At 65.8% G+C, this 13,107-nt stretch carries 14 protein-coding genes; 7 read left to right on the forward strand and 7 right to left on the reverse strand.

Annotation, left to right across the window (positions count from 1 at the left end):
• Positions 1-2: 2 nt before the first annotated feature.
• The 3 genes from F8237_RS26845 to F8237_RS26855 form a co-directional block, all read right to left on the reverse strand.
• Positions 3-992, reverse strand: coding sequence for a hypothetical protein (locus F8237_RS26845; protein ID WP_151649238.1), 990 nt, complete (start codon positions 990-992; stop codon positions 3-5).
• Between the two features lie 9 nt (positions 993-1,001).
• Positions 1,002-1,427: a PqqD family protein gene (locus F8237_RS26850; RefSeq protein WP_151649239.1), complete on the reverse strand. Its 426-nt coding sequence runs from the start codon at positions 1,425-1,427 to the stop codon at positions 1,002-1,004.
• Between the two features lie 91 nt (positions 1,428-1,518).
• Positions 1,519-1,764 carry an Lrp/AsnC ligand binding domain-containing protein gene (locus tag F8237_RS26855; RefSeq protein ID WP_151649240.1) on the reverse strand — a complete coding sequence of 82 codons (246 nt, stop codon included), beginning with the start codon at positions 1,762-1,764 and terminating at the stop codon, positions 1,519-1,521.
• Positions 1,765-1,905: 141 nt separating this feature from the next.
• Here F8237_RS26855 and thiD point away from each other — a divergent pair, with 141 nt between their 5' ends.
• From thiD to F8237_RS26875, 4 genes are all read left to right on the forward strand, one after another.
• Entirely contained in the window at positions 1,906-2,706 is an 801-nt protein-coding gene (thiD, locus tag F8237_RS26860; RefSeq protein ID WP_151649241.1) for a bifunctional hydroxymethylpyrimidine kinase/phosphomethylpyrimidine kinase, read from the forward strand.
• A gap of 215 nt (positions 2,707-2,921) precedes the next feature.
• Positions 2,922-3,734 carry a UDP-2,3-diacylglucosamine diphosphatase gene (locus F8237_RS26865; RefSeq protein WP_151649242.1) on the forward strand — a complete coding sequence of 271 codons (813 nt, stop codon included), beginning with the start codon at positions 2,922-2,924 and terminating at the stop codon, positions 3,732-3,734.
• A gap of 13 nt (positions 3,735-3,747) precedes the next feature.
• Entirely contained in the window at positions 3,748-4,791 is a 1,044-nt protein-coding gene (locus F8237_RS26870; protein ID WP_151649243.1) for a glycosyltransferase family 4 protein, read from the forward strand.
• Between the two features lie 62 nt (positions 4,792-4,853).
• A complete protein-coding gene (locus F8237_RS26875; RefSeq protein ID WP_151649244.1) occupies positions 4,854-5,837 on the forward strand; it encodes a threonine/serine dehydratase family protein in 984 nt (327 codons plus the stop codon).
• A gap of 73 nt (positions 5,838-5,910) precedes the next feature.
• Here the strand turns inward: F8237_RS26875 and F8237_RS26880 are convergent, their stop codons facing one another.
• A complete protein-coding gene (locus F8237_RS26880; RefSeq protein ID WP_162006231.1) occupies positions 5,911-7,719 on the reverse strand; it encodes a caspase family protein in 1,809 nt (602 codons plus the stop codon).
• 187 nt (positions 7,720-7,906) lie between these two features.
• On the opposite strand from F8237_RS26880, the gene F8237_RS26885 reads away from it, so the two are divergent.
• Positions 7,907-8,350 (forward strand): RbsD/FucU family protein, encoded by a 444-nt coding sequence (locus F8237_RS26885; protein ID WP_151649246.1) that lies wholly within the window; start codon positions 7,907-7,909, stop codon positions 8,348-8,350.
• A gap of 19 nt (positions 8,351-8,369) precedes the next feature.
• Here the strand turns inward: F8237_RS26885 and F8237_RS37480 are convergent, their stop codons facing one another.
• The gene (locus F8237_RS37480; protein ID WP_374761635.1) at positions 8,370-8,678 is read right to left on the reverse strand and encodes an Ig-like domain-containing protein; all 309 of its coding nucleotides are present in this window, start codon (positions 8,676-8,678) and stop codon (positions 8,370-8,372) included.
• Between the two features lie 211 nt (positions 8,679-8,889).
• Here F8237_RS37480 and F8237_RS26890 point away from each other — a divergent pair, with 211 nt between their 5' ends.
• A complete protein-coding gene (locus F8237_RS26890) occupies positions 8,890-9,249 on the forward strand; it encodes a hypothetical protein (protein ID WP_151649247.1) in 360 nt (119 codons plus the stop codon).
• A gap of 215 nt (positions 9,250-9,464) precedes the next feature.
• Here F8237_RS26890 and F8237_RS26895 read toward each other — a convergent pair whose 3' ends face one another.
• A complete protein-coding gene (locus F8237_RS26895) occupies positions 9,465-10,829 on the reverse strand; it encodes a hypothetical protein (RefSeq protein ID WP_162006232.1) in 1,365 nt (454 codons plus the stop codon).
• Positions 10,830-10,904: 75 nt separating this feature from the next.
• On the opposite strand from F8237_RS26895, the gene F8237_RS26900 reads away from it, so the two are divergent.
• Positions 10,905-12,101: an MFS transporter gene (locus F8237_RS26900; protein ID WP_151649249.1), complete on the forward strand. Its 1,197-nt coding sequence runs from the start codon at positions 10,905-10,907 to the stop codon at positions 12,099-12,101.
• Here the strand turns inward: F8237_RS26900 and dgcA are convergent.
• Entirely contained in the window at positions 12,071-13,066 is a 996-nt protein-coding gene (dgcA, locus tag F8237_RS26905; RefSeq protein ID WP_151649250.1) for an N-acetyl-D-Glu racemase DgcA, read from the reverse strand. The genes F8237_RS26900 and dgcA overlap by 31 nt on opposite strands.
• Positions 13,067-13,107 lie beyond the last annotated feature (41 nt).

Genomic DNA, 13,107 nt, shown 5'->3' on the forward strand with positions numbered 1-13,107 from the left:
CCTCAGAGCTGGTCGAGCTGGCGGGCAAAGGCCGCGGGAATCTCCATCGGCGCGGTGCCGGTGTCGGCGAAGAACACCGGCGCGAGTCCAGCGATCTTCGCGACCTTGTCGGCGATCTCGTTCGGCCATCCCGGCAGTTCATAGGCCGTGGTCGGCAGCAGCGCACGAAACGCATCCGATTGCCTGGCCGCGGTAAATTCGGGCGTCGCAGCGCCGCGCCGGCGCGGGATGAAGGTCGCGCGCAAGCTGCCGCCGCCGATGCGCTCGCCGAGATCGGCGAGGCTGAGCTCATGACGCGGCTCGCCGTTGAAGTCGGAGACCGCGGTGGTCTTGCCGATGAAGTCCTGAAACGTATCGATCAGGGCGGGGCGCAGCCGCGCCGAGCAGAACAGCGGTTCGATCCGGCCGGTCGCGCTGTTGACCGCGACGAAGTCGTCGCCCGCGTAAAGCCAGCCGGCCTTGGCGCAGGCCAGCGCCGCGGTGGTCTTGCCGCTATGGCCTTCGCCGGCGAGCAGCGTGAAGCCTGCGTCGCCGCCGACGGCCGCGGCATGGACCGCGCACCAGGGCGTCTCATGCATCATGGCATGGATCAGCGAGATCGCGGGACGGCTACGGATCCAGGGCGGCGCCTCGCCCTTCGGCAGCCAGGCGATGCCGCGCTTTGCCGCAAGGTCGACCGCGTACAGCACGGGGATGACGGCCGGCTGCCAAACCGAATAGATGCCGTCCTCGATCAAGAGACGCGGTTTCTCGGCGGCCTCCGGCACCAGCGCGGAGAGATCATGATGATCAGCGGTGATGAAGCGCAGCTCGAGATCGACATGACCCGGCGTGCTCTGGATATAGGCCGGCAGGAACATGCCGGCCAATTCCTGTGATGCAAATCCGAGGCGCAAGCCGAACGGGCCGCAGCGCGCGTGCGCCTCGATCGGCTCCGATGGCCTGGCGAAGATCTTCGCGATCTCCTGCCGGATGAAGCCGCTAGCTTTCATCTAGTTTTCTTAGGTCTCGCGCAGCGGCCAGCCTTGCTCGCCGGCGTCATGCACGGGGTCCATCAGCAACAGCTCCCGCAGATTGTCGAAGCGCTGGAATTCCGGGGCGACGAATGCGCCCGCCAGCACCGGAGACCAAGTCTCCATGGCGGTCTCGCTGCGCGCCTCGGGGGTGCCCTCGGCGATGAGGCCCTCCGCCAGCATGCTGTCGACGAAGGCCTGCACCTGTTGCGTGATGGAGGGCACATCGCCGCCGGTCGCCGCGGCGAGGGCGCCTGCAATTTCCTCAACCGTTCGGTTGATCTTGAGGCCGAGCCAGATTTGCGCGGCGCTGCCGTCGAGGTTGTAATAGACGCCGTTCTGATAGTTGGCGAGCACCACTTCACTATCAAATTGCTGGCTGATCAGCAGCGGCACCGACGTGGTGAGAGCCATGACTTACTCGGTACTTGGTTCATTTCCAGTGGCTGGACGCTAGCACAGGCGAGCGGCGGCGCAACCTGCGCCCGGCGTCAATTCCGGGCCGTCACTTGGCACCAAAGGCCTTGAAGGTGATGATGGTGAGCGTGTCCTGGATGCCCGGCAGCACCTGCACCTTCTCGTTGACGAAATGGCCGATGTCGGTGTCGTTGGGGACGTAGAACTTCACCAGCAGGTCGTAATGGCCGGCAGTGGAGTAGATCTCGGAGGCGATCTCGGCTTCGGCGAGCGCATTGGCGACCGCATAGGACTGGCCGAGCTTGCATTTGATCTGGACGAAGAAAGGAACCATTGTAGTCACTCCGAAGGCATATCTGGCCGCTAATAGGCCAAAACCGGCCGGATTTAGCAAGCGAACTTGCTGGCAGCCTTGTCGCCCCTGGGTCTGCGCGCTAGGACGGATCATGGCCCCGAACACGCGGAAAATCGCCCCATGACGACGCCTGTGGCCCTCACCATCGCCGGCTCCGATTCGAGCGGCGGCGCCGGCATCCAGGCTGACCTGAAGACCTTTGCCGCGCTCGGCGTCTATGGCGCGTCCGCCATCACGGCGCTGACGGCGCAGAACACGCGGGGCGTGACCGGCATTCACGCGGTGCCGGCGGAGTTCGTCACCGCGCAGATCGACGCGGTGTTCTCCGATCTCGAGGTCGGCGCGGTGAAGATCGGCATGGTGGCGCAGGCCGCCAGCATCGATGCGATCGCGGCCGCGCTGTCGCGCTGGACGCCCCGCCACATCGTGCTCGATCCCGTGATGGTCGCAACCTCAGGCGACCGCCTGCTGGCGTCGGAGGCCGTCGACGCGCTGCGCAAGAAGCTGATGCCGCTGGCCTCGGTGATCACGCCCAATCTGCCGGAAGCCGCTGCTCTGCTCGACGAGCCGATTGCGACCAGCGAGGCCGGGATCGAGAGCCAGGGGCGCCGCCTGCTCGCGCTCGGCTGCCGTGCGGTGCTGATCAAGGGCGGGCACGGCGAGGGCGCCGAGAGCATCGACTATCTCGTCGACGCGGAGACGACGATCGTGCTTGCCGCGCCGCGCGTCGCCACCCGAAACACCCATGGCACGGGGTGTTCACTGTCCTCGGCCGTCGCGGCGGAGCTTGCCAGGGGCGAGGACCTCGAGCGCGCCGTGCGCAACGCCAAGGCCTGGATCAGCGCGGCGATTGCGGCCGCCGATCGCTTCAGCGTCGGTCACGGCCACGGGCCGATCCATCATTTCCACAAGTTTTACTGACGCCGGCTTCGCGCGGTGTGGCGGCTACCGCCGTTAACCAACATGGCCGTGGCTCCCGAGCTCTTGCGGACGATCATTGCCGCTTCATGTCGCCTGATTGTCGCATGCGACTGATATTCGCAGGACGGGCGAGGCGAGGTTTGATTCGTATCTGAGGGTGCCTCAAAGGTTCAATGGTCATCCCCCTGTCACGGGATATTGTTACAGGCTGTCGCATGGGAAGTTACGATATGAGTGACGAGAGCCCTGAAAGGCGCTTTCGCACCTTGTTCATCTCCGACGTTCATCTCGGAGCCCGCGGTTCTCAGGCCGACCTTTTGCTGGACTTCCTGCGCTATCACGACGCCGATACGATCTATCTCGTCGGCGACATCGTCGATGGCTGGGCGCTGAAATCGAGCTGGCACTGGCCGCAATCGCATAACGACCTCGTCCAGAAGCTGCTGCGCAAGGCGCGCAAGGGCGCCAAGGTCATCTACATCCCCGGCAATCACGACGAATTCCTGCGCAATTATTACGGCACGCATTTCGGCGGCATCGACGTCGTCGAGAACACCGTCCACACCGGCCCGGACGGCAAGCGCTACCTCGTCATCCACGGCGACATCTTCGACCTCGTGGTGCAGAACGCGCGCTGGCTCGCCCATCTCGGCGACAAGGCCTACGACTTCGCGATCCAGATGAATCGCTTCGTCAATTTCTTCCGGCGCATGTTCAAGGTGCCCTATTGGTCGCTGTCGCAATGGGCCAAGCAGAAGGTCAAGAACGCGGTCAACTATATTGGCGCGTTCGAGCAGGCGCTCGCGGCCGAAGCGCGCCGCCACGACGCCGACGGGGTGATCTGCGGCCACATCCACTACGCCGTCATCCGCGACGAGGCCGGCATCCGCTACATGAATTGCGGTGACTGGGTGGAGAGCTGCACCGCGCTGGTCGAGCATGACGACGGCCATTTCGAGATCATCACCTGGGCGGATCACGCGCAAAAGCCTGCGGCCGTTCCGCAGGTAGCAGCCAGAGCTGCATGACAGAGGCCGCCTGATGCGCATCCTGGTCGCGACCGACGCCTGGCACCCGCAAGTCAACGGTGTGGTTCGGACGCTGACCAAGCTTGCTGATGCGGCCAAGGGGCTCGGCGTCGAATTCACGTTCCTGACGCCGCAATCGTTCCGCACCTTTGCGATGCCGAGCTATCGCGACGTGCGGCTCGCGATGCCGCGGCCGGCGCGAATCGCAGCGCTGATCGAGGAAGCGCGCCCCGACAGCATCCATATCGCGACCGAGGGGCCGATCGGCCTGATGGTCCGCCGCTATTGCCGCCAGCGCAAGCTGCCGTTCACGACCAGCTTCCATACGCGTTTCCCCGAATATATCCGCGCCAGGGTGCCGGTTCCGGAATCCCTGATCTGGCGCGCGTTGCGTCGATTCCATGCGCCCAGCCGCGCGGTGATGGCGGCAACGCCGGCGCTCGCCCGCGAGCTTGGCGAGCGCGGCTTTGCCAATGTCGTGCTGTGGCCGCGCGGCGTGGACACTCACTTGTTCCACCCCCGCGCCATCGATCTCTGCTTTCCTGCACCGGTGTTCCTCTCGGTCGGCCGCGTCGCGGTGGAAAAGAATCTCGAGGCGTTCCTCGATCTCGACCTGCCGGGCACCAAGGTCATCGTCGGCGACGGCCCGGCGCGCGCCGCGCTGGAGGAAGCCTATCCGGAGGCGATCTTCCTCGGGCAGAAGCACGGCGAGGAGCTGGCGGACATCTACGCGGCGGCCGACGTGTTCGTGTTTCCAAGCAAGACCGACACCTTCGGCCTGGTCCTGCTGGAAGCGCTCGCGAGCGGCCTGCCGGTGGCGGCCTTCCCGGTCAAGGGCCCCCGCGACGTGATCGGTGATGCGCCGGTCGGGGCGCTGGATCACGATCTGCGCAACGCCTGCTTCGCGGCGCTCGACGTCTCCCGGCAGGACTGCGTCGAATTCGCCTCCAATTACACCTGGGAGGCCTCGGCCAGGGCGTTTGTCGATAGCATCAAGGCGGTGGGCGCCGTCCTGCCCGGCGGGAGCGGCGGGGAACAGCCACGCTTCGTCGCCTGAGGGGCCGATTCCCGTCGCGGATGTGTCTTCCCAGCCGTCATTGGCCGGGATACAAATTGCTGATGACAGAACAGCCTCTTCCGGTCAGCTCTGCTGACATCGATGCCGCAGCGCGCGTGATCGCGCCTTTTGCCATCCGCACCCCGCTGCTGTCGTTTCCCGTGCTCAACGAGCGCGTCGGCGCCAAGGTCTTCCTGAAGCCGGAGATGCTCCAGCGCACCGGCTCCTTCAAGTTCCGCGGCGCCTTCAACAAGGTCGCCTCGATCCCGCAGGACAAGCGCGCCGGCGGTGTCGTGGCGTTCTCCTCCGGCAACCATGCCCAGGGCGTGGCGGCGGCGGCGAAGATCCTCGACATGCAGGCCACCATCGTGATGCCCGCGGACGCGCCGCTGTCGAAGCGCGAGCGCACCAAGTCCTACGGCGCCGAGGTCGTGCTGTACGACCGCTACAATGACGACCGCGAGGCGATCTCGCGCGGGATCGCCGAGAAGCGCGGCGCGACGCTGGTCAGGCCCTATGACGATCCCTTCGTGATCGCGGGGCAGGGCACCGCCGGCCGCGAGATCGCGGAGGACATGGCGGCGCTCGGCCTCAGCCCCGACATCGTGGTGGCCCCGGCCTCCGGCGGCGGCCTGATCGCGGGTGTCGCAACTGCGGTGAAGGCGCGCTATCCGCTGGCCGAAATCGTGGTGGCCGAGCCCGAGGCGTTCGACGATCACGGACTGTCGCTGACCGCAGGCCATCGCGAGCCGCATGCGCCCGCGGGCCGCACCATCTGCGATGCGCTGATGGCGCTGATTCCCGGCGAGATGACCTTTGCGATCAACAGCAAGCTGCTCGCGCGCGGCGTGACCGCCTCGGACAAGGAAGTCGGCGCGGCCGTTGCGTTCGCCTATCGCGAACTGAAGCTCGTGGTCGAGCCGGGCGGCGCGGTGGGCCTTGCCGCGCTGCTTGCCGGGCGTCTCAATGTGGCCGGCAAGAACGTGGTGATCGTGCTCTCCGGCGGCAATGTCGATGCGGATTTGTTTTCCGAGCTGGTGGCCTAAGCTTCTGGGCTTCTGACATGAAGAAGGGGCAGAGCGTTTTCGCTCTGCCCCTTCTTCGTTTCGCGTGTGGCGATCAGCGCATGAAGCCGCCGCGGTGGTTGTTGCCGCCGCTGTTGCCCTGCGACTGGTTCATCGACTGGCGGAAGTTGTTGCCGCCGTTGTTGACGATGCGGTTGGTCGTGTTGAGCTGCGGGCGGGTGTTCTGCTGGATGTTCTGAACCTGCACCTTGTTCACCGGGTTGTTGTTGATCCTCGCGCCGTTGTTGATGCGGATCGGGTTGCTCTGCGTCTGGACGTTGACCGGCTTCGCGTCGACGGTCGAGCCGCCCTTGCCGACATTCACCGGCATGCTCACGATCTTGCCGGGATTGCCAGTGCTCGTGCCGGCATTGTTGCTGCCGCCATTCTGGTTGTTGTTGGTGGCGGGCAGGGTCACGATCTTGCCGATGCCGCCATTGGTGTTGGTCGTGTTGGTCGGCGCGGGCAGGGTGACGATCTTGCCCGGAGTCTGCGATGGCGTGCCGTTCTGCTGGTTGTTGCCGGAGGGCAGGTTGATGATCTGGCCGCCATTGCCGAGCTTGCCGATGCCGTTGTTGTCGCCGGACTTCTGCACGACCGGCAAATTGCCGCCCATCTGGCCGCCACCGTTGCCCTGCTGCGGCATGTACTTCGGCTGGCCGAGATTGCCGATCTTGAAGGTCGGGTTGATGCTCTGCGGCGCCAGGAACTTGGTCGCCTGCATCAACGGGATCTGCTTCGGCTGGGCCTCGAGCTTCAGCGCGACTTGCGCGTAGGGGGTGTTGCCGTAGCTGTCGTAGAAATTCTTGTAGCCGAGCGGCGAGTTGGCGAGCACCGCCTTGTGCCAGGCCTGCGTGAGCAGCAGGTTGTTGAGCAGCCAGCGGACGTGGTCGCATAGCGGGTCGTGCGGGTACATCTGGATGAACTCCTGATAGTACTCCGGCCGTGCCTCGGACACGACGTAGTCATAGGCCTGCCGCATCGAGCGGCTCGGCAGGTTGGAGGCCATCTGCACGACAGGCGCATTCACCGGCGCGCGGCTGGCGGCAACCGCGGTGTCGCCGAAGAAGGTGAAGTCCGAGGTCAGCGACGAGCTCTCCCACGGGATCTGTGCGCCGAGCGTGGTCTGGTTCACCTGAAGGCGCACGCGCTTGAACAATTGCTCGATCGGCACGTTGGGCTCGCGCGCGACGTTCAGGAAGGCCTGCGTGTAGGGGCTGTGACCGCCGGTGCCGTCCTGCGCCTCGGCGCCCGGCGCGGTCGAATAGCCGACGATCGAGCCGTTCGGCGCATCGACGATCGCAAGGCCGCGGCCGGCGTCGTTGACATCAGGGAACGGATTGTTGCGGCAGGCATCGAGGATGACGATGCGCATCCGGCTCGGGATCGTCTCCAGCGTCGACATCACGTCGACCAGGCGCACCGAGTTGTTGACGAGCTCGGTCGGGTTCGAGACCTTGGCGTCGACCGGGACGAGGTAGTTCTCGCCGGCGAGCTGCACGCCGTGACCGGCGTAGTAGATCATCGCCACGGTATTGGGGCCCCGCGCGGACACCTTGGCCGAAAAATCCTGCACCACGCGAAGCATGTCGTTCTGGCCGAGATCGGTCGCGGCGACCACTTCGAAGCCGGCGGAGTTCAGGAACTGCGCCATCGACTGCGCGTCGTTGTCGGGGTTGGCGAGCTGCGGCGCGTTCTGGTAGTTCGAATTGCCGATCACCAGCGCGACCCGCTGCTCCGGGCCTTGCAGCGCGGTCGGGGCCGGCTCGACCGGGGCGACTTGCGCGGAAGCTGGGCCGCAGGCGAAGCCGAACAGGCTTCCCAGCAGGCTGGCCGTCATCAGGAAAGGCTTTAGGCGGAACATGGCGTGCTCCTCTGGCACTGATCTCGATGCGAGATTGGTTGCGGGCAAGCCTGGCCGCGTTCGAGCCCGTGGTCCGTGATCGCCATCACCATGAGGGGCTGCGTGATCTGAATCACGCCTGGAACCTGCTATGCTGAACCGCCGGTGTCGCCGGCCAACGACACGCCTTCGGGAGAAATGCCGTCACATGCTGAAATCGATCGATCCCATTCTCACGCCCGACCTGCTCTGGCTGCTCGCCTCCATGGGCCACGGCGACGATCTCGTTTTCGTCGATGCCAATCACCCGGCGACGCGGATCGCGCGGAGCACGACATCGCAGCGCCTGATCCAATTGCCGGGCATCAGCATGGAGACCGCGATCCGCGCCGTCATGTCGGTCTACCCGCTCGATGATTTCGATCCCGACCCGGTGCGCGTGATGGTGCCGGTCGACGATCCCGATCGCGTACCCGACGTGCAGCGCGCGGTGATGGCGGAGATCGAACGCGCCGCCGGCCGGCCGGTCACTCCAGGCAAGCTAACGCGCCCGGATTTCTATCTCGCGGCGGCTGCGGGTTTTGGTGTCGTGCAGGTCGGCGACAGCAGGGGCTATGGCTGCTTCCTGATCCGCAAGGGCGTGATCAGCTGAGGGGACGCTTTGCATCCTTCTATCTGATTTTAACGCTCACGTTGATTGTCATGGCGCTTGGTGTCGTGCCACCTTGCTTGCCGACCCATTGAAAGCTGTAGGAGTCATCACCTTTGAATCCTGGGGTTGGGCGGTAGACGATAGTCAAACGTTGTACAACAGTCAGGGAACCGTGCTTCGGGTTCGATCTCACGTTGATCCCGTAGATCGGGTCACGGCTGCTTCCTACATTGTGGCGGCACGGGGAGCCGTCGCTGTCCCTGTGGATACTCAATTCCGTGCCGAGACTTACTCCGTAGCTAGGCCCGATGCATTTTGCGTTGGCCATCGACACGAACAGCAGTGAAGCACCAAGTCCGATCAAGGCCCGCCGCACTGCTTCCCCCCAATATGGTCGCTTTTGAACTCCACGATACAGCCCTCGGCTCTTCGGGATCAACTGTGGGCAGATGTCGTCAATTGGCTCGAAGTCTATTTTGGCAGAACCCCGCACTCGAATTTGAGTGGCCTCGCTGTAATCGACTGGCTATGGTCTCTCCATGTCTCGCTTCATGTGTCTAATTGTTGCCGTCGTTCTGTCTCTGCTGTCGGCTGTCGCGCCCGCCGCGTCAATCCAGAAACGCCCCAAGCAGGCCTTTCATGGCTACGGCTTCCTGCCCGGCTATCGTCAGCCGCTGAGCAACAGCATTCCGCTCTACAAGCAGAAGGAAGCGATGCGGCGCATGTCGCGCAGCGACCGCCGCCACTGGTACATCGATCCGGTTCCGCAATATTACGGCTGGGATGGCGACTGGCACTATTTCGGCAGGCCCGGCTTCGGCGGCGGTCGCTACAATGGCGGCAGCTTCGGCCCGTGCTGGACGCGCACGCCGATCGGCGCGGTGTGGAACTGCGGGTGAGCGGCTGAACGCGCCGTCGGTACGGTGAAGCGAAAGCCTGCGCCGTATCCCGGCCTCGTGCCCCGGACGCAGCGCAGCGCTTCTTCAGCGATGCGCTGCTGGGCCGGGGCCCATGCTGCAGAGGAATTCGCCGCCCGCTGGGTCCCGGATCTGCGCAGCAACGCTGAGGGCGTTGCTGCGCGTCCGGGACACGAGAGCGAGTGCGCAACGCCCCCTTACGAGAAGAACGCGATCTTCTCGGCCTGGGTCATGCGGCGGATCGGCGCGAGCGGATCGTTCGCTGCGCGGGGCTTTTGCAACATGCCGCTGGCGAGGATGCTGGCACCGAGCGAAGGTTCGGGGACCGGCGAGGGCATCGGCAGTGTCGAGCTCTGCGTCGCTCCGAATGTTGCCGCGGCTGCCATCGGCATGGCCGGCTGCTCCATCACTTCGGCTGCGGCCTCCGCGATGGCGCTCGTGAGGCGCGCCAGCGATTCCATGGCGATGGGCGCTTCCTCTACGGGCTGCTCCACGACCTGCGCGGCGACGGGCTCCGGCGCGATCGGCGTCGCGACCTCCGTAACCACCGGCTCCGGAACGGGCGCTGCCATCTGGGCGGGTTCGATGATCTCGATCTCGACGGGGTCGATGATCTCGTCGAACTCCGGATCGGGCGCGGCCATCTCCCGCGCGATGGCCTCGAGCACGGCCTCGTCCTCGGCTTCCGCGGCGGCATCGAGCGCGAACTCGTCGGTGACTTGCGCGAAGGCGGCGGGTTCGGTGGGCTCTTCGAGCACGGCGTTTTCAAACGCAGTCTCGCTGTCGGCGACGATCTTCGGCGCCACGTCGGCGTCCATGGCCAGCTCGGCAATCGCGAATGCTTCGGCAGCGTCGGCTGTCTCCGGCTCCGGAGCCTGGTCGATCGGCTGCGGCGTCTCCGTAAAAACCACGGGGGCTTCGCTCGCCATCGCGGCAGGCGAGGCCGCGACCGCCTCAGCCGCAGCAACAGGCGCTCCCTGCGCCGGCGCGGGACGCGCTGCCGCCGCTTGCGGCGCTGTGTCGCCGTCCGCATCAAGCTGCCCGACCCGATCCTTGAGCAGATCGAATGCGGCCTTGAGCTCGACGCGGGGATCGATCGTCGAAATCTGCGCGCAGGCGGCCTCGATGGAGGCGAGCTGCGAATCGATGAGGTCGCAGATTCGCCCGTCGGCGCCGATCTCGCGCCAGCGCCAGGAGATCTCCTTGATGATGCGCACGCCGCGCGGGATCGCGGCGCGGCTCGCCTCGATCGCCGCGGGATCGAACGCCGCGACCGCGCTCGTTTCGGCCTCGTGGATCGCGCGGCGGATCTCGACCAGCGCCTCGGGCAGGCGGTCCTCGACGACGGGTTGTCGCTGTGCCGCAAGGGTTTCTTCAATTTTCGCGACCGCATCGAGCACCATGCGGGTGTCCGCATTGCGGTTGCGCTTGGCGTATTCGCCGAGGAACCAGCGGCCGCGCGCCGTCTCCAGGAAGGCTTCGCGGATCGCGTCGTAATCCTGCTCGTTCGGCTCGGCCGCGCGGGCAGACATAGGCGAGAGGGCGAATGCTTCGTTGGCCATGTCAATCTCGTCGCGCAAATCACTGCGCGTTACTGTAACGATCACCACGATATCGACCGAATCGCAATTGGTTTGATGCCGCCCGAATCACAAATCCCCATCGCTGCGTCCGTGAAGCGGCGATTCGCCGTGAGCCTCGCTCTGTTCTACGCGGCCATCTTTGCCGTGTCGGGCACGCATATGCCGTTCTTCCCGCTCTGGCTGAAGGCGATCGGAATCGACGCGTCCTGGATCGGCCTCATCAACGCACTGCCCGCGATCACGCGCTTCACCACACTGCCGCAAATCACGGCCTTTGCCGAAAAGCGACAAGCGATTCGCACCGCCATGATGCTGTCGGTGCTGGCGACGGCGATCGGCTTTACGGCGATCGGGTTGCAGCAGCCGCCGCTGGCGCTGTTCCTGATCTATGCGCTGACCTGCATGCTGTGGACGTCGACGATGCCGCTCACCGATGCCTACGCGCTGCGCGGCGTCGCCCGTTACGGGCTCGATTACGGACCCTTGAGGCTGTGGGGTTCGGCGGCCTTCGCCGCCGGCTCGCTCGCCTGCGGTTACCTCGCCGACAGTATCGCCGCGCGCGACCTGATCTGGGTGATCGTCGCGTGGGCGGTGGTTGCGGTCCTCGCCAGCCTGCTGCTGCAGCCGCTCGACGATGTCAGGCGGAGGGCCGCCGGGCCGCCGACGGGTAAGGCGCTGCTGCGCGATGGTGGCTTCTGGGCGGTGATCGTCTCGGCCGCACTGATCCAGGGCAGTCACATCGCCTTCTACACCTTCTCGGCCATCAGCTGGCAGCTCCATGGTCTCGGTGGGCTGACCATCGCGGGGCTGTGGACGCTGGGCGTGATCGCCGAGATCGTCGTGTTCGCGCTGTCGCCGCGCTTCTCGCTGCATCCGTCCACGCTGATGGCGATCGGCGGGGTGAGCGCCGTGCTGCGCTGGGTCGTCACCGCCAACGAGCCGCCGCTCGCGTTGCTCGCGATCGTGCAGCTCGGCCACGGCCTGACCTTCGGCATGAACATCCTAGGCACCATGAGCCTGCTGGTGCAGCGCGTGCCGTCGCATCAGATCGCGCGGGGGCAGGGCTATTACGCCGCGTGCAACGGGCTGCTCGGCGCGGCAACGTCGATCGCCTCAGGTGCGATCTACGCCCGCATCGGCGATGGCCTCTATTACGTCATGGCCGCGATGGCCGCTTCCGGTGCGCTTGTGATCTGGTCGGCGCGGCATCGGCTCAACGCTCATCCCCACAGCGAAGCATCGGGCGGATAGACAAGGCTGTCGTCATAGCGCAGCGCGTGATCACGATCGCGCGCCAGCAAGAGCGGGCCGTCGAGATCGACGAAGCGCGCCTGCGGCGTCACCAGCATGGCGGGGGCCATCGACAACGATGTCGCGACCATGCAGCCGATCATGATCTCGAAGCCGAGCGCCTGCGCGGCATCGGCCATTGCGAGGGCCTCGGTGAGGCCGCCGGTCTTGTCGAGCTTGATGTTCACGGCGTCGTAGCGCTCGCGCAAGGGGGCAAGCGAGTGGCGGTCGTGCACGCTCTCGTCTGCGCAGACCACCAGCGGCCGCCTGATCCGCGCCAGCGCGTCGTCCTTGCCTGATGGTAGCGGCTGCTCCACCAGGGTGACGCCGACGGCGTCGCAGGCGGCAAGGTTCCGTTCCAGATTCGCCTCGGTCCAGGCCTCGTTGGCGTCCACGATCAGCTCGGATTCGGGGGCGGCCTTGCGGACCGCCGCGATCCGCTCCGGATCGCCGTCGCCGCCGAGCTTGATCTTGAGCAGCGGCCGGTGCGCCGCCTTGGCGGTCGCCGCTGCCATGGCCTCGGGCGTGCCCAGCGAGATCGTGTAGGCGGTGGTGCGCTCGCCCGGGCTCGGGCGGTCGAGCAAGTTCCAGGCCCGCAGGCCCGCCGCCTTGGCCTCGAGGTCGATTAGGGCGCAATCCAGCGCGTTGCGGGCCGCGCCTGGCGGCATGGCGGCTTGCAGGGCCTGCCTGGTGATACCGTCGGCCACGGCCGCCTGCATGGCCTCGATGGCCGCGAGGGTCGCCTCGGGCGTCTCGCCATAGCGGGGGTAGGGCACGCATTCGCCGCGGCCGACGAGGCCGTTCCGGCTGACTTCGGCCACGACCGTGACGGCTTCGGTCTTGGCGCCCCGGCTGATGGTGAAACTGCCGGCGATGGGAAAGCGCTCGATTCGCGCCCGAAGCGCCGGAACTTTGCTGGAAGTCATTTTGAACTCTGGCGAAATCTGAACCTGCTGGTTACCTGTAG

This window comes from Bradyrhizobium betae (assembly GCF_008932115.1).
Lineage (GTDB): Bacteria > Pseudomonadota > Alphaproteobacteria > Rhizobiales > Xanthobacteraceae > Bradyrhizobium > Bradyrhizobium betae.